Origin of the sequence: Actinoplanes sp. DH11 (assembly GCF_020873875.1) — a bacterium.
In the GTDB taxonomy this organism is placed as follows: Bacteria; Actinomycetota; Actinomycetes; order Mycobacteriales; family Micromonosporaceae; genus Actinoplanes.
On sequence record NZ_JAHWGU010000011.1, the window covers coordinates 26,375 to 49,749 of the forward strand.

Genomic DNA, 23,375 nt, shown 5'->3' on the forward strand with positions numbered 1-23,375 from the left:
ATGACACCCGACGAAGCCGTCCGTGCCGTGGCCGACCGGCTCCGCGCCGTCGACTGGGAGCGCCACGGCTACCGGTCACGGTCGAGGGGGAGCCTGATGCAGGAGTACTTCCGCCGGATGGCGCTGTGGACGGCCGCGTACGGCTGTGCCACTCATACGCCGTTCTACGATCTGGCGCAGTGCATCGACCCTGCGGTCCGCGCCGACCCGGCAGTGGTGGACGAGGTGGTGCAGGCCATCAAGGCCGCCAGCACGATGAGCCGCGACGTCACGGACGTCACACCGTTCATCCTGCACTGGGCCGCGCTGCGGGCCACCCCCGAGGCGGACCTGCCCGAGGACTTGGACGACCCGTTCGAGCCGCTGCTGCTGCTCTTCGAGCGCGACGGCGGGTTTCACATCGAGAAGGGTTTCGTCGAACTCGAGTACGTCGCCGTGCCCATGTTCAAGTGGCGGGAGAAGGCCGGCAGGCCGCCGGCCGACCTCAGCCCGGCCGCGCTGGACGAGCTGGACCGGGCCTGGTCGCTCAAGCAGTTCGGGCACGTGATGACGAAGGAGGACTGACGTGGCCGAGACCCGGGAGTCGCTCGGCGAACCGGCCTGGCGCCTCTTCACCGGACTGCACCGGCTGTTGCTGCGCCTCGCGGGCCGGGTTCCCGACGACTGGCTGAACCACGTGCGGACCCGGATCGCGACCGGTGAGCTGGCCGAGGTTCCGGACACGATCTCGGGCACGACGGCCGAGCTCCGGGTGCCGCTGACCGCCGGCGAGGTGGCGTTGCTGCGGGAGCTCGTACTGCTGCTGCACGGGGACCGGGAACCGATGCGGATCGAGCAGGTGGTCGTCGCGGAGCGGACCCCGGCGAGCGCGCACCGGTTCTTCCCGGTGCCCGCCGAGGTGCTCGCCACCGACGCGGCGCGGATCCCGGCGCACCTCGACCTCAGCGGCACCGACGACCTGTGGCAGCTGCCGCCCCACCTGGCGCACCTGGACGATCTGGCGATGCGGCTGACCGATCTGACGGACACCGCTCCGGTGGTCGCGCTCGGGCAGCGCGACGACGTGCTGTCGATCGCGCGGGCCTGGCGCTTCCCGCTGGACGGCCCGCCCGTCGACGGGGTGCGGGTGCTGCTGGTCGAGGTGGCGTCCGGAGCGCCGGCCTGGGATGTCGCCCGGACCGCGGAACGGGACATGGACGAGGCGGGGGCGCAGGTGGAGGCGTACTGGGCCGGGGACGAGCTGCCGCCGTACCACCGCCGGGCGCTCGCCGGCGCGGCCGTGCTGTGGAAGCGGTCGTGACCGTGGACGACGTGACGTACTACGCGCGGATGCGCGCCGGTGAACGCGCGACCCGGCCCTCATGGGTGCTGCGCCGGGTCGCCTCGGCGGACCGGAGCGTGGACGAGCTGCTGGGCCGGGACGGCGAGTGGCATCCGACGGACATGCTGGCCCGGGCCGAGCGCGGCGAGCTGCCCGGCACCCTGCGGCAGACCAGCCGGCACATGCCGGAGGCGCACGCCGACAGCGCCCGCGTCCGGTACGGCGTGGCCCGCCGGGCGATCGCCAAGCAGCGCTCCGGCGAGTTCCTGCTGCGGCTCGCCGTGCCCGGCACCGGGACCGGGTTCGGACCGCTGGACGCGGAGGCGCAGGCCGAGGTGGTGGCGTTCCTGACCGGCGCCCCGCTGGTGAGCACCGGACCGGCGGGGACCTTCCGCACGGACGGCATGTGGGTGTGGCCGGAGTCGATCGCCGGCGAGGTGCTCGCGTCCGGGGCGCACCCGGAGGACGAGCTGTACCACCACATCCTCGAGCGGCGGTTCTGCTACCCCGAGACGGTGGAACCCGCGGTGCTGGACCGGGCCCGGCAGTTGCTGGAAAGCGCCGCGGCCGGCGACGGCACGCGGCGGGTCCAGGAGACGAACGTGCCGGGCCGGCCGGCACCGCCCACCATGGAGGAACGGCAGCAGGCTCTGGGCGCCTGGCACGGCGAATGGCAGCGCCGCCACGCCGGCAGCACGCCGTTCCGGCCGGAACTCCACGCCGCCGACCCGGACTACAACCTGCACCACGTGGACCTCGAGGCCTCCTCCGAAGCGGATCACGAGTTCCTGGTGCGGGCCCGGGAGATCATGGGTCTCGACCCGGAGACCGGTGCGGCGATCGACTTCTGACGGCCGGGTCCCGGACGTCCGGTCATCGCGGCCGCACTCCGATGACTACCCTGAGCCGGACGAGACGGGGGTGGGAGCCGGATGGCGTCGGAGAATCGGATAGCGGGCGCGCGCTACGCGTTCCGGGTCGCGCACCCGGCAGCGCCCATGCTGCGCGTGCGGTACCGGCACGGGGTGCCGGTCGACCCGTGGGGTTTCCCGGACTGGACGCCGTACGCCCGCACGCTCGTCGACCTGCCGCCGGTCGTCCCCGACCTGACGCTCGACGAGGCCCGGGTGGTGGACGTGCGCGCCGCCGGCACGGTCGCGCGCGCCACCGGCGACCCGATCTGGTCCGGCACCGTCGGCACCCCGCCCGGCTGGACGTGGGCGCACCTCGCCCGGAGCCGGCGGCTCGCCCTCGTCCCGGCCGAGCTGCACGCCGCCTTCCGGCATCTCGGCGGGGTAAGCACCGGCGCCACCCGGCCGGCCGGGCGTGGGCTCACCGCCCGCGGCGGCTCCGCACCGCGGATCCTGGTCTCCGAGCATCTGTCCGGCGCCGCGGTGGACAAGGCCGAGGAGACTTTGGGGGTACGCCTTCCCGGCGCGTACCGCGACTTCCTCGCCCGCACCAACGGTGGCGCCCCAGCTTTGCCGGTCGTTCTTCCCGGCCACGGATTCGTGCTGGACCAGCCGCTGTTCGGCTTCCGCGACGACCGGGCGCAGGACCTCGGCTACGTCAACACCTGGTTCCGTGACCGGCTGACCGAGGACTGGCTGGCGATCGGTCACCTGCAGGGCGGCCTGCTCGTGCTCCGGGTCCGCGGGGCGGGAGCCGGTGCGGTCGGTCACCTCGACGACGACGATCCGCGCGACCGGGACGGGTTCACCGCGGCCGAGGTGTGCGACAGGCTGGTGCACCGGCTGGCGGACGACTTCGCCGGATTTTGGACGGCGCTGCGACCCGTACCCGCCGATCTGGAGCAGTTGGCGGCACATGCCGCCGCCGGCGCCCGGGTGCCGGACCCCGACGGAGCCGGCGCGCTCCTGCCGTCCTCGCACCGGCGGGTGGCGCGGTGAACGGGTGGGAGCCGGTCAACGAGATCGAACGGGCCATGCTGCTGGCCGTGGGCGAGGGCGACCGGCAGGCCTACTTCCAGCTCCTGGCGCTGGCCGACCTGTTCCTGCCGCAGGTCGCCGGCGACGACTCGCGGGACCAGCGGTTCCTCACCGTGCACGCGTTCGACGAAGTGTTCCTGCCGGTCTTCACCTCGGTGCAGGCGCTGGCCGGGCAGTTGCGCGGCGCCATCAACGGGTACACCGTCACCACCTATGCGGAGCTGCGCCGCAAGTGGCCGGACCCGGAGTGGCGGCTGGCGATCAACCCGGGCACGCCGATCGACGCGTACCTGTCGGTGGAGAGCGTCGAGGAAGCGGCGATCGGTGACGTCACCGTGCCGACCCTGGCCGAGCTGGCCGAGGCGGCCGAGGCGGACGTGGGCGCCGAACTGGAGATGCAGGCCCTGCGCGCGGAGGGCGACTACCCGGACGACCCGGCCGCCGCGCTGGCGGCTGCCGCCCGGGCCGGTGACGTCTACGGCTACCTGGAGTTGCTGCTCGACTCCGTGGTGCTGATCCCGACGGCCCGGCAGGTCGACGCCGAGCAGATCCTGGAACCCGGCTTCCCGTGGCAACCCGGGCCGGACCGCATGATCGAGGTGTTCACCAGCCCGGCGGCGCTGGCCCGCCGGCATCCCGAACCGGTGCCGTCGGTCGAGGTGGCGCTGCCGTTCGCGCTCGCGGTGTGGCCGCCGGAGCACGGCCTGGCCGTCGACCCGGGCGGCGACGGGGGCATCACCGTCCCCGCCGACCAGGTCGTGCTGTTGCTCAGTTTCAGCCCGCCCGGCGCATCAGGGAGCTCCGGGTGACCTCGTCCGGGCCCGGGGCGGTGACCGTCACCGGTGTGCCGAACTGGTCGAGGGTGAAGGACATGGCGGCGAAGTACTCGCCCTGCGGGTGGAACGCCGCCTCACCGGGGTTCGCCGGGTCGGCCTCGTAGATCAGGCTCAGCGACAGGTCGAGCCGCCGGATCAGCCCGTCGTCCCCGATCCAGACGTTGAACAGCGGGTAGAAGTTCACCTTGTTGAAGAGTCCGCCCAGAGCGGCCGGCAACGGCGGGGGACAGTTCGGCGAGACGTTCGCGGTGCACCGGATCATGTATTCGTGCGGGGCCCCCGGCACGTCGGGCAGCTCGTCCGTGTAACCCTTGGCGGCCACGTCGACCTCGGTCCTGGTCAGGAACTCCTTCCAGAAGCCGAAGTCGGTCAGGTCCAGGTTGGGGTCCGCCGGCACGGCACCCCAGTCGGCCGGGGTCGTCGAGCGGAACCAGGAACGCCCGTCCTCCGCCGTCAGGCTCGGCGAGGTGTACCAGGTGTCCGCGCCGACCCGGATGCCGCGGGCCTCGACGGGTTCCTTGCCGCCGGCCACGATGGCGGAGTAGGTGGCGTCCCACTGCTCGGTCTCGCCGAACGTCACCATGCTGGTGCCCGACCAGGCGCCGGAGGGCCCGGCCACCTGGGGCTTGAGTTCGGCGGTGAAGGCCACCCGCGCGCTGCCCGACGCCTTCAGGCGATCACTGATCCCCACCAGGCGAGCGTGCAGGTCCTCCTTGGACGATCCGCCGGTGAACCTCTCGACACCGACGACGACAGCGGCCCCGAGCAGCACCACGACGATGCTGAAGATGATCCGTCGGCGTGACAAGGACGACTCCCCGGTAGTGATCGACAGCGATGGGACAGGGTACCGCGCGGCCGGAACAGCACCTTTATCATCATCCGGTGTCTGCGATGAGTCGCCGCCTGCCGGCCGTCCTGGCCGGTGTCGTGCTCGGCGCGCTGGCGATCGTCCCGGCTGTGCCGTTCCCGGCCTCCGCGGCCCCGGCCGTGCCGGTGCTGGCCCGTGACGACAACTGCGCCGAGCCGGCCGACGTGCCGGCGGAGGCGCCGTGGCCGCGGACGATGCTGGCGCTCGACGCGGTCTGGCCGTTCAGCCGGGGCGGCGGCGTCACCGTCGCGGTTCTCTCCACCGGGGTGGACGCACGCCATCCACAACTGCGTGGCCGGGTCCTGCCCGGCTTCGACGCGGTCACCGGCCGGGGCACCGCCGACAGCGACTGCACCGGCACGGGCACCCAGATCGCCGGTGTCGTCGTGGCCGAGCCGACGGCCGGCAACGGTGTCGTCGGCGTCGCGCCCTACGCGCGCGTCCAGCCGGTCCGGGTCATGCCGGACAACCCGTTCGGCAACACTCCCGCTGCCGTGGCGCCGCTGGTCCGCGGCATCTCCTGGGCGGTCGCCAACCGGGCCGACGTGATCGTCGTCGCCACACCGGTCTACCGGGAGGACGAGGCGTTGCGCAGGGCAGTGGCGGACGCGGTGACCCGGGGCGTGCTGGTCGTCGCGGCGACCGGGGACACCGAGCTGATGGGCACTGCCCGCGTCTCCTATCCGGCCGGGTACCCGGGCGTGCTGGGCGTCGGCGCGATCGGGCAGAACGGCGAAATGTGGGCCAGGTCGCCGGCCGGTGACTTCGTCGACGTGGTGGCGCCCGGCATCGCGGTGCCGACCGTGCAGCGCAGCCGCGGCCTCACCGTCGTCGACGGCACGGCGGTGGCCGCCGGTTACGCCGCCGGGGCCGCCGCGGTGACCCGCGGCAAGCGGGGCGACCTGCTTCTGACCGAGCTCCAGCAGCTCCTCGTCGCCACGGCCGGCCCGGCACCGCTCACCGCCGCGTACGGGGCCGGCGTCGTCAACCCGTACGGCGCACTCACCGAGCAGGTCGTGCCGCCGAGCGCGCGCCCGCTGCCGCAGGTCCAGGCGGCGCCGGTGCCGGACACCGCGGCCGAGCGGCGCCGCCAGGAGCTGGCCCTGGCCGGCGCGGGACTGGTGGCGCTCGTCGTGGTGGCGGTGGTGATCGCCACGGCGGCACTGCGGCGGCGGGTCTGGCGGCCGGGTCTGGCGGCGCCGCTGCCGGTGATCGAGGAACCGATCGAGCCGGGACCGCCGGTGATGCTCCTGGACGACCTGTCGGGCAAGAAGTAGTTGTTCGCCCTGCGGGCAGGAGTGGTTATTCGCCCGCGCGGGCCGGTGCGAGGGCGTTCGACGGTTCCAGGGTCACGCCGGCCGGGATCCGGTTGACCAGGGCGGTCGGCACCGTGACCGCCGCGGCCGGGGAGTAGCCGAGCATGGCGAGCACGTCCGGGCTGGGCACCGCGTACCGGATGCCGAGGTCGGTGACCAGGGTGTAACCGCCGGAACCCGGCACCCGGACCAGCTGGTAGGTGCCGGCCGGCACGAGCACCGCGTCGGCCATCGCCCGGCCGGTCGGTGCTGCCGACGACGTCGGGACGGAGGCGGTGAGTTCGGCCGCGGAGCCGCCGATCGACAGTGCCGGGGGAGCGCCGGCGTCCCGGGTGATCGCGCAGACGGTCCGGTCCGGCTCCACATCGGCCAGTGGTGGCGGGGTGGCCGGGGGCTGGGTGGCCGGGTCGAGGCCGTCGAGGCGGGTGCTGGTGGGCAGCTGCCCGACCTCGTTCACGGTGATCGGTGCGGGGGTGCCCGGGAACCGGGCCTCGAGCACGGCCCGCTGCAACGGGGTGATCGGTGCCAGGCCGTCGTCGAACACCAGGTAGTTCTGCTCGCCGCTGCCGGTCGTCGCGACAAGCACCTCGCCGTTCTTCCGGCCGGGGACCCGGCCGGAGGCGGCGCCGCGGTTCGCGACGCCGAGGGCCGCGATGTCGACGCCGGAGGGGATCGCGTCGAGCCAGGCGGTGCCGACCGGGGTGGCGGCGACCGCCCCGAACAGCGCCGGGATGGTGGTCCGGGAGTCCTGGAACTGGTATTTGCGGCCTTGCCAGATCAGGTAGCGCATGCCCTTGGCGGCGTCCTGGACGACCAGGCCCCGGTCGGCGAGGCCGGCACCGGCCGGGCCGGCCGAGCCCGCGAGCAGCACCGACGAGGGGCGCGAGCCGATCACCGCGCACATCGTCCACGGCAGACCGGACTGCCGGCCCGCCTCGGGCAGCGATTCGGGCGCCCCGGCGATGCCGATCATGGTGCCGCGCGGCACCTCGGCCAGCGACTTCGCCGCGATCCGCTGCACGACCGGGTTGGGTCGCCCGGCGGCGAGCTTGGCGGAGGCCAGGTTGAGCGCCGGGTTGAGCCGGCCGCTCAGGTAGACGAAGACGGCGCCGGACTCGCGTTCCACGACCACCGAGCCGTCGCTCTTCCAGGTCTTCGTACCGACCTTGGTGAGGATGCCGACCACGCCGCAGACGGCGCCGATCAGGATCGCCACCATCAGGCCGCCGAACAGCGCGCCGATGCCCCGGCGCAGTGGCGACTGCGCCGGGTCGGTCTCCCGCATCACCAGGGCCGACACGACCCGCTGATTCATGAACTGGTACGAGTGGAGCTGGTCACGACGAGAGGTCATGGCCGGGTCACCCGCCGATCGAGGCGAACAGCCCGCGGATGGTGCCGAAGATGCCGATCACGGCACAGGCCAGCGGGATCAACGCCATGATCGCCAGGACGTCGAACCAGTCGGCGGCCCGGCCCAGGTAGGGCGACGGCGCCTTGCGGCTGAACACCAGGGCCGCGGTGAGCGCGACGACGGCGGTCGCGACGGCGCCGGCGAGCAGGTAGAGACCCGCGGCCGTGCCGTCCGCGTGGTACGCCGAGCCGATGGCCAGCGTCGCCGTCGAGGTGAGGCCGGCGACCAGCAGCGGCACCCGCTGCCGTGGCACCGGCAGGAGCCGGGCGCGCAGCAGCATCGCGGCGACCGCGGCCACGATCAGCAGGACACCCGAGATGTCCGGCCGTTCCAAGGTCAGATAGCCGACGGCGATGACGCCGCAGACCGCCGTGGACAGCAGCAGCCCGGTCAGCACCTCACCGGCACGGACCACGGCGGCGAACACGTCGGAGCGGCGCGGCATCGGCTTGTCCTGGAGGATCTCCTCGGCCCGGTTGGGCAGCTCGGGGAAGGGCACCCGGCCGGCCCAGGACGCGATCACGGGATAGCCGGGCAGCAGCCCGATCACCGTGGTCAGTGCCACCGCGGCGGCACCCGGGCCGGTGATGCCGGAGATCACCAGCAGGGCGGCGAGCAGCCCGGTGAGCGCGGCGGCGATGCCGGCCACGAAGAGGCGGGTCAGGCCGGCCACGCCGGTGTGCCCGACGACGCTGAGGACCAGCAGGGCGGCGGAGCCGAGCAGCAGACCCGGCGCACCGAGCCCGAGCACGCCGGCGTCGTCCGGGGTGAGCAGCCAGGCGCCGCCGGCGAACGCGTACGGCAGGGCGCCGGCCGCGATGACACCGCCGGCACCGGCGTCGCCGAACGCCCGGGAGAGCAGGATGCCGCCGATGGTCAGGACGAGGGCGAGGCAGAGGGCGACGATGCCGGCCAGCTGCCACCCGGGACCGGTGATGGCGAGACCGGCGAGGCCGGCGGCCGACGCGACAGCGGTGATGGCGAGGCCGCAGCGGCGGGTCTCGGCGGGGCCCCAGGACCGCCCGTCCCGGCGGGACCCGCTGGCGATCACTTCGACGACGTCGTCGTACGCCAGCTCGGGCCAGTCCTCCTGGGCCGGCTTGAGATGCAGCAGCTCGCCGTCGCGGACGCCCTGCGCGGACAGGTTGCGCTGCGGTTCCAGAGCCGTTCCGGTGGCGCGGCGCAGCACCCAGCCACCGTTGCGCTCGCTCGTCTCGCCCAGCGCGCCCTCGGCGTGCCGCACCAGGTGCGGCAGCAGTTCCGCGACGAGCATGTTGTCCGGCAGCGCGATGTCCATCCGGCGCTCGGGCGCGGCAATGGTCACCCGCGCCAGACTGGGGCTGCCCGGTGAGCTCATCAGGTCACCTCCGCACCGACGTCGATATTCGCGCCACAACCTAGCAGGCTCGGTTCGCCTTCGCGTGACCTGGGATTCGCTCATGTGAGCGGGGCTCATGCCGGCCGCTGCTGATCGCTAGGATGGTCGCCGATCCGTCGCCGAGGGGGAGTGCCAGCGTGACAGTCACCATCGTCAAGCGTCCCCCGCGACGGGGGGCGCCGCCGATGCCGTCCGGCGAGGTGCTGCTGGACCCGCCCCCCGAGGTGCCCCCGGCGGGTGGCAAGGGCTGGACCCGGATGCTGATGGTCCTGCCGATGGCGGCGGGTGCGGGCGCGATGGGCCTGATGATGGGCGTCCAGCGTGGCGGCGTGATCACCTATGTGGCCGGCGCGATGTACGGCGTCTCCATCCTGGGCATGATCGGCATGATGTTCGCCAACACCACCGGCCCCGGCAAGCGCGAGATGATCGAGGCCCGGCGGCAGTACCTGCGGCACCTGTCGCAGCTGCGTGCCCAGGTGCGCAACGCCATCCGCCAGCAGCGTGAGGCGATGTACTACCGCAACCCCGACCCCGACACACTGTGGACGCTTGTGGACGGCGGCCGGCTGTGGGAGCGCAGGCCGGGCGACGCGGACTTCACCGTGATCCGGGTCGGCGTGGGCGCGCAGGAGGTGGCGACCCGGCTGGTGCCGCCGCAGACCCGGCCGGTGGACGAGCTGGAACCGATGTGCGCGATGGCGCTGCGCAAGTTCGTCAGCACCTACTCGGTGGTGCCGGACCTGCCGGTCGCGGTGGCCCTGCGCGACTTCTCCCGGATCTACCTGCGCGGCGCCGACGACGCCGTGCTCGACCTGACGCGGGCGCTGACGGCCCAGCTCGTCGCGTTCCACGCCCCCGACGACCTGCGTGTCGGCGTCTGCACCCCGGACCATCAGCGGTCCCGGTGGGAGTGGGCGAAGTGGCTGCCGCACGCGCAGCACCCGGGCAAGGCCGACGCGGTGGGTTCGGTGCGCCTGGTCGCGCCGAGCGTGCCGGCGCTGGAGGCGATGCTCGACGACGTGCTGGTGAACCGGCCGCGCTTCGACCCGGCCGGCCCGCCCTTCAACGGACCGCACGTGGTGGTGATCATCGACGGCGGCTCCACGGCCGGGTCGGACCACCTGATGACCGAGGGCGGCGTCGCCGGGGTCACCATTCTCGACCTGTCCGTGCCGCCGCCCCGGCTGCTCGACGACAGCTCGGTGATCCTGGAGATCGACGCCGAGGGCACGGTCACCGGGACCACGATGGACGGCAGCACCACCGTCGGCCGCGCCGACGCGCTCGACGCCCGGCAGGCCGAGGTGCTGGCCCGGGAGTTGGCCCCGCTGCGGCTGTCCGCGGCGTCGCACCGGGACGAGGCCGCGATCACCCAGGACATGGGCCTGGCCGAGCTGCTGGAGCAGGACGACCCGTACGCGATCGATCTGCAGCAGCTGTGGGCGAGCCGCCCCAACCGGGACCGGCTGCGGGTCCCGATCGGGGTGGGGCTCGACGGCCGGCCGATCGAGCTGGACCTGAAAGAGTCGGCGCAGGACGGGATGGGACCGCACGGCCTGCTGGTCGGCGCGACCGGCTCCGGCAAGTCCGAGCTGCTGCGCACGCTGGTGCTGGCCCTGGCCATCACGCACGACCCGGAGATCCTCAACTTCGTGCTCGTCGACTTCAAGGGCGGCGCCACGTTCGCCTCCCTCGACCGGTTGCCGCACACCAGCGCGATGATCACGAACCTGGAGGACGAGCTGTCGCTCGTCGACCGGATGCTCGGGGCGATTCAGGGTGAGCTGAACCGGCGGCAGGAGTTGCTGCGCAAGGCCGGGAACTACGCGTCGCAGCGCGACTACGAGCGGGCCCGGTCGGCCGGGGTGCCGCTGGCGCCGCTGCCGAGTCTGCTGTTCATCGTCGACGAGTTCTCCGAGCTGCTCAGCGCCCGGCCCGACTTCATCGACATGTTCGTCCAGATCGGACGCGTGGGACGCTCGCTCGGCATCCACCTGCTGCTGGCCTCGCAGAAACTGGACGAGGGCCGGCTGCGCGGGCTGGAGTCGCACCTGTCGTACCGGATCGGCCTGCGCACGTTCTCGTCGATGGAGAGCCGGGCGGTGCTGGGTGCTCCGGACGCGTACGAGCTGCCCCGCTCGCCCGGCCACGGCTACCTGCGCACCGGCACCGAAGGGCTGATCCGGCTGAAGGCCGCGTACGTCTCCGGTGCCGTCCAGCAGCAGAACGCGATCGCCGCGTCAGGCGTCAAACTGGGTGACCCGATCCGCGAGTTCTCCACGTTCTACGCGGTTCCGCTGCGCGACGAGCAGCCCGACGACGGCGCGGTGCCGGAGCAGACCGACGACGCCGACGAGCGGGTTGTCGGCGACACGCTGCTGGAGGTGCTGGTCCGGCAGATGGAGGGCCAGGGCACACCGGCGTACGAGGTGTGGCTGCCGCCGCTGGACACCGCACCCACCCTGGGCCAGATGCTGCCGCCGCTGGTCAACGACCCGGTCCGTGGCCTGGCGGCCGACGCTGCCGAGCGGTTCGGCACGCTGCACGCCCTGGTGGGCGTGATCGACAAGCCGTTCGAGCAGCGCCGCGACCCGATGTGGCTGGACCTGTCCGGCGCGGCCGGCAACATGGTGGTGGTCGGTGCCGCACAGTCCGGCAAGTCCAACCTGCTGCGTTCGCTGATCGTCAGCCTGGCGTTGACGCACACCCCGCACGAGGTGCAGTTCTACGGGCTCGACTTCGGTGGCGGCCCGTTGAGCGCCCTGACGGATCTGCCGCACGTCGGCGGGATCGCCACCCGGCGTGACGTGGACCGGGTTCGGCGGACCGTCGCCGAGGTGCACGGGCTGATGCGTGCCCGGGAGGAGCTGTTCGCCCGGGAGAACGTGGAGGGTGCGGCGGCGTACCGGCGGGCCAAGGCGCAGGGCCGGTTCGCCGAGGACCCGTTCGGTGACCTGTTCCTGGTGGTCGACGGCTGGGCCACGCTGCGCGCCGAGTTCGAGGACCTGGAGCCGGTGCTCAACGAGCTGGCCAACCGGGGTCTCGGCTTCGGTATCCACGTGATCGCGGCGGCCAACCGGTGGATGGACATCCGCCCGCAGACCCGCGACGTCTTCGGCACCCGTGTCGAGCTGCGCCTGGGTGAACCGAGCGACTCCATGATCAACCGCCGGGAGGCGGTGAACGTGCCGGAGCAGGCGCCGGGCCGGGGCCTCACCCCGGACGGCTACCACTTCCTCGCCACCCTCCCCCGGGTCGACCGGGAGCAGCGGGTGGAGGACCTGTCCGAGGCGGTCGGCGCCTACGTCAAGTCGGCCACCGAGCACTGGACGGGCCCGCCGGCCCCGCCGGTCCGCCTGCTGCCGTCCGAGTTGCCGTTCACGGCGCTGCCGGCGTCGCACGGCGCCCTGGTGCCGATCGGCATCGCCGAGAGCGATCTGCAGCCGGTCTGGCTGGACTTCGACGCCGAGCCGCACGCGCTGCTCTTCGGTGACGTGGAGAGCGGCAAGAGCTCGTTCCTGCGCGGCCTGGCGAAGTCGATCGCGGCGGGTAACGACCCGTCGCAGGCCCGGCTGCTCCTGGTCGACCTGCGACGCAGCCTGCTGGGCTGTGTCGACCCGGGCCACACCATCGGGTACGGCAGCTCCCACCAGGCGACCGCCGACCTGATCAACCAGGCCGTGGTGGTGCTCAAGGAGCGGCTGCCCGGCCCGGACGTGACCCCGGAGATGCTGCGCGAACGCAGCTGGTGGAAGGGCCCGCAGCTGTACGTGCTGGTCGACGACTACGACCTGGTCGCCGGCGCGTCGGTCAACCCGCTGCTGCCGCTGCTGGAGTTCCTGCCGCAGGCCCGCGACATCGGCCTGCACCTGATCATCACCCGGCGCATCGGTGGCGCCGCCCGGGCGATGTTCGACCCGCTGATCGGCCGGATCCGGGAACTGGCCTCGCCCGGCATCATGATGTCCGGGCCCCGCGAGGAGGGCCCCCTGTTCGGCACGATCAAGCCGCAGATCCTGCCGCCCGGCCGGGCCTGGCTGATCACCCGCAAGCACGGCAGCCGCCTGGTGCAGCTGCCGTGGACCCCGCCGGCCAGCTGACCCGCGGGCCTGCTCCCCCGGGTCGGCTGCGGTGGGTTCGCGCGGCGTAGTTGATCTGCTAGCGATGCGAAATCGCGGTTTCAACCCCATGATCACAGCGATTTCGTAGCGCTAGCAGATCAACATCTCGGCAGGGGCGGCGCCGCGTCAGCGCCGGGGTGTGCCGATCTCTCGGCGCTCGATGTCGGTCTGCGCGAGGTAGACGTAACGGTCCGTGCCGCCGTCGATCAGAGCGATCATGTCGTCCGCCATGAACTGCACGAACTGGCTGCTGTGCGGGCGCAGCCGCAGCGCGGTCGAGGCCAGGGCCGCCTCGTCCCCGCCGAGCCGCTGCAACAGGGTGAGGTGGGCGTCCTGCAGGGCCGCCAGTCCGGGCCGGTCGAGCTGGCGCAACAGGGTGAGCTGGGAGCGCCACGGGCCGAGCGGCGCCGTCTGGGCCGGGACGGTCATGCCCAGGTCGTACACGGTCAGGGCCGGGATCTGCGCGGTGCCCTGCGTCACCGGAACCTGGTCGCCGGTCAGCACCCGCAGCCGGTTGTGCTGCCCGGTGGCCCGCTCGCCGAAGCCGGTCCACGCCTGCGGCTCGGTGGTCACCACTGTCACCCGGGCGCCGAGGGCGAAGGCGCGGAAGACGATCAGGTGCGCCGCCCACACCCCGCCCACCACGGCGACCCGGACCGGTTCCGGGCTGAACAGACGCAGGGGTACGGCGGTGTGCTGCCGGTCGCGGCCGATGATCAGGCCGGCCCCGGACGACGTGGTCACGTGGACCTTCCGCAGGGTCGCCCGGGAGATGGTGTGCCGGCCCACGTGCAGCCGGGGCATCTTCCCCGACGGCCGCAGGCGTACGTCCGCCTCGGCCCAGGTGCCGCTCGTGGGAGGCGGTCCGTCGTTCTCCGGCCGTTCCGCGGCGGGGGCCGCCGTGGCCGCGGCGGCACCGGGGTTCGCCAGGGGCGCGCTTGTCACGGCGGGCGCCGCGAGCCGGCGGGCGGCCGGGTCGGCCGCCGTGGTGCCCTGGACACCGGGTGCGGGCGTGGGCACGGCCGGTTCGACGACCACCTCGGGCGGCGCCGGCGCGACGGGTGCCGGCGGCGGCGCGAACGCCGTGGGCGGCGGGGGAAGAGCCTGGTCCTGTTGCGGGCGTGGCCGCCAGGCCCCGTCCCGGTCCGGATACGTCATCCCGCACCACCCCCCGTCGGTGCCGTGGCGTAGGCGGCCGGCCCCTGCTCGCCGTCGAGCGGGCGCACCTCGCCGCCGAATCGTGCGACGCCCTCGACGAGGAAGTTCTCGAGGGCGGTGAAGTCGTCCTCCGGCCGGGCGGCCAGCCGGATCAGGCAGCGGACCGTGACGTCGTCACCGCCGTCCGGGTCGATGACCACCGAGACGTTGCTCTGCGCGGCCGGCACCGCCGAGACCCAGGTGAGCAGCTCGCCGATCGCGGTCGCCGACGGCGGCCAGCTCTTCAGCCAGAACGTGCGGTGCGCGAGGTGCGCCGAGTGCCACCGGGTCCACTCCTCACGGACCTGGGTGGACCCGGTGATCGAGCCGGCCTCCACGTCGCAGGAGCGGGCCAGCGCGGCGACCAGGTCGTCGGCATCGAGCACCCGGCACCCGATGCCCAGCCGGCGCAGACTGGTGGCCACCTTGCGGCCCAGACTGGCGACCAGGGCGGCGGCGGCCGCCGGGTCGGCGTTGTGGTCCAGCAGCGCCTCGGCCAGGCTGCGCGCGTCGACGCGTACGCACACCGACGACTCGCGGTGGGCGGGCACCGGATCGTCGCTGAGCCCCTGCGCGAGGTGCCGGTACGACCCGCCGGCCGGCGACGCCGGATGCACGTCCGGCCCCGGCGCCGGCACGGTGTGGGTGGCCAGTTGCAGCACCACCCCCGGCTGGTCGGTGGCGGCCAGCACGCCGACCAGCGCGTCCAGCGGGACCGGGCCGGCCTCCTGGTGCACCGGGGCGGTCGGGGTGAGCGCGACAACCGTGAACCAGCCGGCCTCGTCGCGCGCCACACCGACGCGGGCGCCGTCGGGGGCGGACTCGTTGCGGACCGCGAGGCCGGGGGCGATCGCGTGCAGCAGGCGGATCGGGCCGGCGCCGGTGGGTGCCGTGCCACGCCGGCGGTGCTGCCAGGCGATCAGCCGGTCCTCCAGCCACCACCGGCCGTGCCGGCGGGCGAAGACCACTCCCAGCACCGCGGCCGCGGCGGCACCGCCGGCCAGCCCCGGCGTCAGGCCCTGCGAGGCGGCCGCCGCGGCGCCCAGGAGCGCCACCTCGGCGACGACGATCTGGCCGATGCCGAACGGGCCGAGATGACCGCTGCGGCGCACCGCCCGCACCTGGGCCGCATCGTCGGCGGCCGGTTCGGTGAAGCTTGTCGCCGGTGCCGGCGCGGAAGGGTCTGTCCGCACCGGATAGCCGTTGCCTTCGATCACCGGACTCCTCCCCACCGGGCCGTCGTGCGGTTCCCCGTGGGCACGGCGGCGAGAACGATCACTTTACGGTGAACTCGTACGCGTCGCGGTCCGGGTGGGTCCGCCAGGTCTTCAATGCCTTCTCGTCGTAGTCCAGCACCCAGTCACCGGAGCCGCGCGCGTTGAAGTAGACGAATCCGATGATCTTCTTGCTCCGGGCGACCTCGGCGAGAAGCTGGTCGACCACCGCCGGGCGCATCGAGCCCGGTTCGGAGCCGGTCTCCACGATGAGCACCGGTAGATCGGCGAACTTCGCGATCTCCTTGAGGGTCGGCCCGAACAACTGGTCGAACTGCCGCACGCCCTTGCGCGTGAAGTACCCGTCCACGCCCACCCAGTCCACGTACTTCTCGCCCGGCCAGAACGGCTTGAGCGCGACACCGGGCAGGTAGTTCGTCACGTTCGGCGTCCACGTCCAGATCACGTTCGTCGCACCGGCCTCGGTGAACAGGTCGTGGATGTGCCGCCACGCGGCGACGAAGTCCTTGGCCGAGCTCTTCTGGGTGCCCCACGGGTACCAGTGGCCGTTCATCTCGTGCGCGACGGTCAAGGCGATCGGGACGTTGACCCGGCGCACGTCCCGGGCGAACGCGCTCACGTAGTCGTCGAACCGGCCCTCGGCGATGTCCGCCAGGTCCTGTTTGAACGGTTCCCAGCGCAGGATCGGCAGGGCGCCGGACCGGTAGATGTCACGGATCTCCGAGGCCGCGAAGTCGTCGTCGAAGCTCTCGTAGATCGTCACCATGTTGGGTTTCTGCCCGACCCGCGCGGCGAACGCGTCGACCCGGCTCATGTCCTGCGGTGCGCCGTCGATGGCCACCCCCAGGTAGTTCTTCGCCGGCCGGAGCAGGTGCGTGACGTCGTAGGCGGTCGCCGCCGAGGCGGTCGGTGCGGCGCTCGGTGGCAGCGCCGACGCCACCGGGACCGGTGCGGCGGCCTCCGAGAAATCCGGCCCGAACGCGGCATAGCCGAAGACGCCCGCCACGAAGACGGACATCGCCAGGAGCAGGTGCGGGGTTCTCATGCCGTGCGTCCTCCGGGAACGTCGCGGACGGGATCGACCAGCAGGGCCTGCAGAACGGTGGCGAGGTACACCGTCCCGGCGAGGAAGGCCGGGGCGAAGGTGGCCAGGTCGACGGTGCTCATCCGGGCGGCCGCGAGGAGCGTCCAGGCCAGCGCGGTGCCCAGGCTCCACAGCGCGATGCCGGTCCGCAACCGGCGGGTGCGCGACTTCTTGCCGGTGGCGCCGGTCGGCTGCCAGCCCATCGGCTGACCGCGCAGCAGGTCCCAGATCGCGAACGCGTGCGCCCAGCCGTAGACCAGCTTCACCGTCCACGTCTCGAACCGGAACCGGGCGCGGTGCCACAGCGGGAAGACCACGAAGTTGTAGAGCACGCTGGGCACGATCAGCAGGTAGTGCTCGAGCCGGACGAACTGCGGGAAGAACAGCAGCATGACGATCGGCACCAGCGGGCTGACGAAGGTGAACAGCGCGGTGTGCGCGTAATAGCAGAACCCGGAGACGTACGACAGTCGCTGCCGCCAGCCCATCCGGAGGTTCCAGAACTTCGTCGAGCCGAGCAGGCTCATCGACCCGGCACACCAGCGGTACTGCTGGGTGTAGAACGAGTTGAGGTCGGCCGGGCACAACCCGACGGCCAACGGGACCGGGATGTACCGCAGCCCCCAGCCCTTGCGGCGCATGTCGAAGCCGGTGTGCACGTCCTCCGAGTGCTCGATGAGAGTGGACCCGCCGATCGCGTCCAGCGCCGCGCGACGGTAGATCGCGCAGCTGCCGACGCAGATGGCGGCCTCGTGCCGCTGCCGGGAGACCTGCACCGAGCGGTAGAAGAGCTCCTGCACGGCCGCCGCGCCGCGTTCCAGCCAGCCCTGGTTACGGGTCACCCGGAAGTACTGCGGGGACTGCAGGATGCCGACGTCGGGGTACGCGTCGAAGTACGGCACCATCTGGTCGAGCATGTCGGTGCGCGGGGTGAAGTCGGCGTCCAGCACCAGAACCAGGTCGCCCAGGGTGCGGTGGTAGGCGTACCGCATGTTGCCGGCCTTCTTGAACCAGCCGCGGTTGGGCCGTCGCTGGTAGACGAAGCCGAACTCGAGCGCCAGCTGCTGCCGTTCGGTCGACGCGGAGTCGTCCAGCACGTAGACGCAGACCCGGCCGCGGTAGTGGTCGGCCATCATGTCCACGTGCCGCCAGGTGTTCTCCAGCACCTCCAGCGCCTCCCCGCAGACCGGCAGGAAGACGTCGACCGACGGGTACTGCGCGGGTTTCCAGCGCTGCACCAGCTCCCGGTGCCGGGACATGTCGAAGCCGGGCGTGAAGGCGTTCACCGCCAGGGAGATCAGGTAGTACGCCACGGTGAACGCGAAGGCCGGGACGAACAGGTACAGCCACGGCGACATCCGCAGGAACAGCACCTGGCTCACCATGAGCGAGGTGAAGCTGATCAGCGAGGCGCCGGTCAGCACCCAGAGCCGGCGCTTGGCGTAGAGCCCGGTCTCGTCGTCACTGGGCGGGGGCATCAGCGGTGCCGACGCCCGCCCGCGCGGCGCCACCCCGACCGCCTTGCGCCAGACCTGCCGGGGCCGGGCGATCAGGTCGGCGAGGGTGCGCGGCTTGTCTCCCGTCATCAGCGGGAGCACGACCGTCTCGTCCGGAGCCGGCGGTCTCTGCTGTGTCGTGGTCATGATTTCCCGGTCGACTTGCGGACGTACAGAGCCACGGTGAAGCCCCGCAACGGCCAGATCTCCGACTCCACGAACTCCTGCCGCAGCAGCGCGTCCTTGGCGTCACCGATGTTCTGCAGCGCGTCGGTATAGGTGCCCTTGCGCACCACCCAGACCCGCGGCGGTTTGCCGAAGCACTTCGGGATCTCGGCGTCCGGGCATTCCTGGGCGCCGATGCTGCCGAGGGTGCGAGGTGCCCGGACCATCAGCGGGTCGGCCGGGCGCCGGTCCTCCGGCAGGTAGCGCATCACCGCGTCGCGGCCGGTCAGCTGGTCGTTGCCGGCGTACGGCCCAAACAGCAGGGCATCGCCGGCGGCCTGGTTCGCGGCGAGCACCTCGGCGACGTCCCGGCTGGCGTAGTCGTGGCCGTACACCGTCCGGATCGAGGTCTGCGCGGGCACGGCGAGGGCGCCGATGCCGAGCACGGCGACCAGGCCGCGCAGCAGGGTGAGCCGCCGGACCGCCAGCGCGGCCAGCAGCGCCCAGGCGGGCAGCACGAACAGCAGGAAGCGCGGCACCCAGAGCGGGGTGATCAGCAGCGAGGCGGCGGCCAGGGCGGCGGCCGGCACCAGCGCCCACAGGGTCAGCACCTGTGCCGACGTGCGCAACGACAAGGCGGTAAGGGCCAGCGCCATCACCGCGCCCGCGATGATCGTCGCCCCGAACAGGAGCTCGGGGGTCACGGCGAACCGCTGCCAGGTGAGCGGCGGGATCCAGGACAGTTGCCCGCTCTGCCGGGAACCCAGGTAGAGGATCGGCACGGCCGGGGCGACGCCCACCAGCACGGCGGCGAACCAGCCGAGGACGGCACGGGCGGAGCGGCGCACCCGCACGATCAACAGCAGGTGGGCCAGCAGCACCAGCAGGCCCGCCACATGGGAGAGACCGAGCAGCAGGACGGCGGCGGCGTAACCCGCGTACGTCCGGAACCGGGGCTGCTCCGCCAGATTGATCACCAGGTAGGTCGCCCAGGCGGCGGCGAGCATCCCCAAGGTGTACGGCTGGGCCTCCTGCGCGTACCGGGAGAAGCCCGGAAGCAGGGCGAGGAGCAGTCCCGCGGCCAGCCCGACCCGGACTCCGGCGAGCCGGGTGCCGACCAGCGCGACGACCGCGGCGGCCAGCGCGGCGAAGACCACCGAGGGGAGCCGGAACAGCAGGTCGGTGTCACCGACCAGGGTGGTCCACGCCCGCATCATCACGTAGTACGGCCCGACGGTGGCGTCCGTGTTGACCAGGACGCTGCGGAAGTCGCTCGAACTCGCGGTGACCATGCCCCAGGTGGTCAGTTCCTCCTCGCTGAGCCCCGGGGTGGCGAGGTTCCAGGCACCCATGCCCGCGGCGACGAGAAGGGGCGCGATCCACGCGACGGCGCGCAGCCGGGCATTGCTGAGCGGTTCGGCGGCCGCGGGCACGTCCTCCGGCAGCGGCGCCCAGTCGGTCGGCCCGTTGCCGATCCCTGCGGAGCGCTCGTGGTCGGCCGGGACGCGAACGATGATCGCCGTCTGATCGTTGCTTGTCGCGCGCATGTCGGTCGACGTCCTGACGTCTCGGTCCTCGAGGTTTTCCGGGCGAAGGCATCGACGCCCCGCACACCTGTTCCGGATCGGCCACTGTACCGGCAGTTACCGGATCGCGGTAAGCAGGTCGTCCAGCACCAGCGTGGTGAGGTCCTCGCGGCTGGGCATCCGGCCCAGCGCCCGCAGCCGGCCCGACTGTGCCTTACGCATGCCTTCCAGCAGCTTGCGCGCCTCCCGGGCGTTACCGAAGTTACGGTCCCGCTCCAGCTGGGAGAAGTACTCGTGGAGTGCGTCACCGAGTCCCGGTGCGAAGACGTAGTCGTCGTTGCGGGCGATCCGATCCGCGATCATGACGAGTTCGTCGGGTCCGTAGTTCTCGAACTCCAGGGTCTTGGCGAACCGGGAGGCGAGGCCGGAGTTCGCGTCCAGGAAGTCCAGCATCTCCTGGGTGTAGCCGGCGACGATGACCGCGACCTGATCGCGGTGGTCCTCCATGAGCTTGACCAGGGTGTCGATCGCCTCCTGGCCGAAGTCGGCGGCGGCCCCGCCGGCCCGTGCCAGGGTGTACGCCTCGTCGATGAAGAGCACGCCACCCATTGCCGCCTCGAAGACCGACGTGGTCTTCTCGGCGGTGTGACCGATGTACTGGCCGACCAGGTCACGGCGGGACACCTCGCGGAACTCGCCGTTGGGCAGCACCCCGAGGGCCTTGAGCAACTGGCCGTAGATGCGGGCGACGGTGGTCTTACCGGTACCGGGGGCGCCGGTGAAGATCAGGTGGTGGCTCGCCGCGCCGACGGACAGGCCGGCGTTGCGCCGCCACTCGTTCACCTGGATCTCATCGATCAGGGCGCGGACCTCGCTCTTCACACCGGCCAGGCCGACCATCTTGTCCAGGTCGGTGAGCAGGCGTTCCACGTCCGCCGCGTTCTGGTTGTTACCGGTCTCGGCCGCGCCGACACCGGCCTTCGGTGCGGTGCCCTCGTCGAGCGAGACGACCGGGTTCGCCGCCGGGTCGACGTCGACGCCCGGAGCGGCCGTCTTCTCCACCCGGCAGTGTTCGACCGAGCCGCCGCAGCCGGCACCGAAGACGATGCCGGATCCGGTGGTGTCGTGCACCCAGCTCTCCACGATCCGGGGTGAACTGCGGTGCGCGACGAGGATGCCGGCGGCGCCGGTGCCGGAGATGTCACAGCGCTCGATCACCGGCCGGCCGGACTGGTAGACGTAGATGCCGCGGTACCCGCACCCGGTCACGGTGGTGTTCCGGACGACCGGGTCGGCGCCCAGCCGCACGATGATGCCGTCGTCGGTGACGTCACGGACCTCGCAGGAGTCCACCGTCCCGCCGGCGTCGGAGAAGACGAAACCGTGCTGGCCGCGGGTCACGCGTACGTTCTCGGCCTCGACCACGGCGCCGTCGCTCGCCTGCAAGCCGGCGCCGTAGCCCGCGGACAGCTCGCATTGGCGCAGCGTGAGACGCCCGCCCACGGCACTGACCGCCGGATAGTCCCCGCTGGTCAGCGTGAGCCCCTGCACGGTGATCTCGCCGGAGGTCACGGAGACCGCCGGGCTGTCCAGGCCGGTCGCGTCGATGATCGCCGACCCGGCGTCACCGGCGGCGCGCACGGTCAGCCGGCGCCCGGCGAGGGCCAGGCGCTCGGTGTACGTCCCGGGCGCGAGGGAGATGACCGCGCCGTCGGGCGCCACCTCGAGAGCGTCGGCGATCGTCGGGTAGGCCCCGGGAACGGCCAGGGTCTGTGACACGAGCTCTCCTTAAAGGGTGAAGGTCCGGTCGCGGATCGAGTTGACGACCCGTTTCAGGTCGTCGGCGCCGGCCAGCGGCGCGGTCATCCGGAGCACGAGCTCACGGTCGATCGGGCCCTGCGGGTCGGACCGCCAGAACGCCAGATAGACCAGGCCGTACTGGCGGGCACCGGTGATCTTGTCGGTCTCCGCCCAGGTCACGAACGGGCCGCTGCGGGTCCACTGCAGACCCCAGGCCTCCTCCCGCTGCCGCAGGGCGGTCCGGTGCTCCTCGGAGCACGTGACGGCGCAGGACCGTACGATCAGGTCGCCGCCGCTCTCCGACGTGGCGTCGGCGCCGCCGCCGCACTGGTAGCGGACCGCAGCCTCGGCCTTCTCCACCTGCTCACAGCTCCAGGTGAACGGCACGCGGAAGTCGAAACCGAGGCCCTCCAGCCCGGACATGGCCTTCGTCGGCGTGGTCGCGGTGAAGGTCGGCGACCCGGCCGGCCAGCCGCCACCGACCGGGGGCTCGACACCCGGCGCGGCGGGCGGGTCGGGGGTGAGCAGGAGCTGCGCGTCGCTCGGCGGCTGAGCCACGGGCTGCACGACCGGCTTCTCGTCGCCGTCGCCACCGAGCGACATCAGCGCCGCGGTGGCACCGGAACCAATGAGCAGGCCGGCGACCGCGGCCGCGGCGACCAGCCGGCGGGTCCGGCCGAAGCGGGGCGCCGCCCGGCTCGTGAACCTGGGGGTGGTGACCGGGTGGGCGACCAGTTCGGCGGGCCTGCGCTGCTCGTCACCGGGCGGGTGCTCCGTGGTGGTCACGATCGGGCCCGGGTCGGTCACGGTCGGGCCGGGGTCGGTCGCGGTCGGGCCGGGGTCGGTCACGGTCGGGCCCGCGTCGTGGCGCTCCGGCTGCGGGGCTGGCACAGGAGTCGGCTGCGGAGCCGGAACGGGAGCCGGTGACGGCTCCGGCACGGGCGTGGGCTCAGGGGCAGGAGCGGGCGCCGGGCCGGGGACGGGCGTGGGCTCCGGACGGGGACTGAGCTCCGGGACAGGGGTGGGATCCAGGACCGGCGTGGGCGGCGCCACCGGCGTGTGTGGCGGGACCGGGGTGGGCTCCGGGATCGGCGCGGGCTGCGGGTCGGGAGTGGGGACCGGAGCCGGCATGGGCTGCGGGACCGGCGTGGGGACCGGGACGGGCGCGGGCTGCGGGGCCGGCGCGGGGTCCGGGACCGGCTCGGGAACAGGCACCGGCTCGGGAACGGGCACCGGCTCCGGTACCGGCTGCAACCGCTGCCCGAGGGCCTCGAAGATCTGCGCCGCGGCCGCGCCGCCTCCGCGCTCCGGTGCGCACGCCACCCAGGGGCGCGCGGCGCCATGGTCCGAGGCGACGATCGGCAGGCGGTCGGTGGCGTGGGCGAGCGCGTCCGCCGCGGCCGCGAACGCCCCGCGCCAGCGTTCGTCGTCGGCGGCGCGCTCGTTGAGCACGGCCACGGTGACGGTGTCGCCCCGGGCGTCGACCCCGGACCAGACCTCTCCTACCTCGCAGGTGCTCAGCGCCTGCTGCAAACGGTACTGACCGGCGGTCTGCATGTGGCCTCTCCGTCTTCGGGTTCCACCGGTCGCCGGCCGCCGGGGTCGTACTCCCGGGGGCACCGGCACGCCGGCAACGACCGATCGGAATGACCCGGGAGACGAC

At 72.8% G+C, this 23,375-nt stretch carries 17 protein-coding genes; 7 read left to right on the plus strand and 10 right to left on the minus strand.

Annotated elements, in window-relative coordinates; all coding sequences use genetic code 11:
* The 5 genes from LPA41_RS17680 to LPA41_RS17700 all read left to right on the plus strand — a co-directional run bounded on the left by LPA41_RS17680 (window position 1) and on the right by LPA41_RS17700 (window position 4,079).
* A complete protein-coding gene (locus LPA41_RS17680; RefSeq protein ID WP_229071625.1) occupies window positions 1–564 on the plus strand; it encodes a hypothetical protein in 564 nt (187 codons plus the stop codon).
* Window position 565: 1 nt separating this feature from the next.
* Window positions 566–1,300 carry a hypothetical protein gene (locus LPA41_RS17685; protein WP_229071627.1) on the plus strand — a complete coding sequence of 245 codons (735 nt, stop codon included), beginning with the start codon at window positions 566–568 and terminating at the stop codon, window positions 1,298–1,300.
* Window positions 1,297–2,172 (plus strand): hypothetical protein, encoded by an 876-nt coding sequence (locus LPA41_RS17690; protein ID WP_229071629.1) that lies wholly within the window; start codon window positions 1,297–1,299, stop codon window positions 2,170–2,172. The genes LPA41_RS17685 and LPA41_RS17690 overlap by 4 nt, the downstream gene beginning before the upstream one ends.
* Window positions 2,173–2,253: 81 nt before the next feature.
* Window positions 2,254–3,231 carry an SMI1/KNR4 family protein gene (locus tag LPA41_RS17695; RefSeq protein WP_229071631.1) on the plus strand — a complete coding sequence of 326 codons (978 nt, stop codon included), beginning with the start codon at window positions 2,254–2,256 and terminating at the stop codon, window positions 3,229–3,231.
* Window positions 3,228–4,079, plus strand: a complete 852-nt coding sequence (locus LPA41_RS17700; protein ID WP_229071633.1) for an SseB family protein — start codon at window positions 3,228–3,230, stop codon at window positions 4,077–4,079. Before LPA41_RS17695 ends, LPA41_RS17700 begins: the two co-directional genes overlap by 4 nt.
* Here the strand turns inward: LPA41_RS17700 and LPA41_RS17705 are convergent.
* On the minus strand, window positions 4,045–4,914 hold the full coding sequence (locus LPA41_RS17705; RefSeq protein ID WP_229071635.1) for a hypothetical protein: 870 nt from the start codon (window positions 4,912–4,914) through the stop codon (window positions 4,045–4,047). The two genes, LPA41_RS17700 and LPA41_RS17705, sit on opposite strands and share 35 nt — an antisense overlap.
* Window positions 4,915–5,000: 86 nt before the next feature.
* On the opposite strand from LPA41_RS17705, the gene LPA41_RS17710 reads away from it, so the two are divergent.
* Window positions 5,001–6,254, plus strand: a complete 1,254-nt coding sequence (locus LPA41_RS17710) for a S8 family serine peptidase (RefSeq protein ID WP_229071908.1) — start codon at window positions 5,001–5,003, stop codon at window positions 6,252–6,254.
* 25 nt (window positions 6,255–6,279) lie between these two features.
* On the opposite strand, the gene eccB is transcribed toward LPA41_RS17710, so the two are convergent.
* Together eccB and eccD are read right to left on the minus strand one after the other, a co-directional pair.
* On the minus strand, window positions 6,280–7,647 hold the full coding sequence (gene eccB, locus LPA41_RS17715) for a type VII secretion protein EccB (RefSeq protein ID WP_229071637.1): 1,368 nt from the start codon (window positions 7,645–7,647) through the stop codon (window positions 6,280–6,282).
* A 7-nt stretch (window positions 7,648–7,654) separates the two neighbouring features.
* Window positions 7,655–9,064, minus strand: a complete 1,410-nt coding sequence (gene eccD, locus LPA41_RS17720; RefSeq protein ID WP_229071639.1) for a type VII secretion integral membrane protein EccD — start codon at window positions 9,062–9,064, stop codon at window positions 7,655–7,657.
* A gap of 158 nt (window positions 9,065–9,222) precedes the next feature.
* On the opposite strand from eccD, the gene eccCa reads away from it, so the two are divergent.
* On the plus strand, window positions 9,223–13,188 hold the full coding sequence (gene eccCa, locus LPA41_RS17725) for a type VII secretion protein EccCa (RefSeq protein ID WP_229071641.1): 3,966 nt from the start codon (window positions 9,223–9,225) through the stop codon (window positions 13,186–13,188).
* Window positions 13,189–13,335: 147 nt separating this feature from the next.
* On the opposite strand, the gene LPA41_RS17730 is transcribed toward eccCa, so the two are convergent.
* The 7 genes from LPA41_RS17730 to LPA41_RS17760 all read right to left on the minus strand — a co-directional run bounded on the left by LPA41_RS17730 (window position 13,336) and on the right by LPA41_RS17760 (window position 23,269).
* Complete coding sequence (locus LPA41_RS17730; RefSeq protein WP_229071643.1) at window positions 13,336–14,367, minus strand: hypothetical protein; 1,032 nt, start codon at window positions 14,365–14,367, stop codon at window positions 13,336–13,338.
* Entirely contained in the window at window positions 14,364–15,623 is a 1,260-nt protein-coding gene (locus tag LPA41_RS42725; RefSeq protein ID WP_229071645.1) for a type VII secretion protein EccE, read from the minus strand. Before LPA41_RS42725 ends, LPA41_RS17730 begins: the two co-directional genes overlap by 4 nt.
* Before the next feature lie 58 nt (window positions 15,624–15,681).
* The gene (locus LPA41_RS17740) at window positions 15,682–16,686 is read right to left on the minus strand and encodes a glycoside hydrolase family 26 protein (protein ID WP_229071647.1); all 1,005 of its coding nucleotides are present in this window, start codon (window positions 16,684–16,686) and stop codon (window positions 15,682–15,684) included.
* A complete protein-coding gene (locus tag LPA41_RS17745; protein WP_229071650.1) occupies window positions 16,683–18,368 on the minus strand; it encodes a glycosyltransferase family 2 protein in 1,686 nt (561 codons plus the stop codon). Before LPA41_RS17745 ends, LPA41_RS17740 begins: the two co-directional genes overlap by 4 nt.
* A complete protein-coding gene (locus LPA41_RS17750) occupies window positions 18,365–19,933 on the minus strand; it encodes a glycosyltransferase family 39 protein (RefSeq protein ID WP_229071652.1) in 1,569 nt (522 codons plus the stop codon). Before LPA41_RS17750 ends, LPA41_RS17745 begins: the two co-directional genes overlap by 4 nt.
* 96 nt (window positions 19,934–20,029) lie before the next feature.
* On the minus strand, window positions 20,030–21,691 hold the full coding sequence (locus tag LPA41_RS17755; protein WP_229071655.1) for a right-handed parallel beta-helix repeat-containing protein: 1,662 nt from the start codon (window positions 21,689–21,691) through the stop codon (window positions 20,030–20,032).
* Between the two features lie 9 nt (window positions 21,692–21,700).
* Window positions 21,701–23,269, minus strand: a complete 1,569-nt coding sequence (locus tag LPA41_RS17760) for a hypothetical protein (protein WP_229071657.1) — start codon at window positions 23,267–23,269, stop codon at window positions 21,701–21,703.
* Window positions 23,270–23,375: the final 106 nt, after the last annotated feature.

Bases quoted from the DNA above. Each gene is read 5' to 3' on its own strand.
- eccB (WP_229071637.1), bottom strand. From the start codon at position 7,647: ATGACCTCTCGTCGTGACCAGCTCCACTCGTACCAGTTCATGAATCAG.
- LPA41_RS17680 (WP_229071625.1), top strand. From the start codon at position 1: ATGACACCCGACGAAGCCGTCCGTGCCGTGGCCGACCGGCTCCGCGCC.
- LPA41_RS17695 (WP_229071631.1), top strand. From the start codon at position 2,254: ATGGCGTCGGAGAATCGGATAGCGGGCGCGCGCTACGCGTTCCGGGTC.
- LPA41_RS17710 (WP_229071908.1), top strand. From the start codon at position 5,001: ATGAGTCGCCGCCTGCCGGCCGTCCTGGCCGGTGTCGTGCTCGGCGCG.
- LPA41_RS17760 (WP_229071657.1), bottom strand. From the start codon at position 23,269: ATGCAGACCGCCGGTCAGTACCGTTTGCAGCAGGCGCTGAGCACCTGC.
- eccD (WP_229071639.1), bottom strand. From the start codon at position 9,064: ATGAGCTCACCGGGCAGCCCCAGTCTGGCGCGGGTGACCATTGCCGCG.
- LPA41_RS17745 (WP_229071650.1), bottom strand. From the start codon at position 18,368: ATGACCACGACACAGCAGAGACCGCCGGCTCCGGACGAGACGGTCGTG.
- LPA41_RS17740 (WP_229071647.1), bottom strand. From the start codon at position 16,686: ATGAGAACCCCGCACCTGCTCCTGGCGATGTCCGTCTTCGTGGCGGGC.
- LPA41_RS17730 (WP_229071643.1), bottom strand. From the start codon at position 14,367: ATGACGTATCCGGACCGGGACGGGGCCTGGCGGCCACGCCCGCAACAG.
- LPA41_RS17750 (WP_229071652.1), bottom strand. From the start codon at position 19,933: ATGCGCGCGACAAGCAACGATCAGACGGCGATCATCGTTCGCGTCCCG.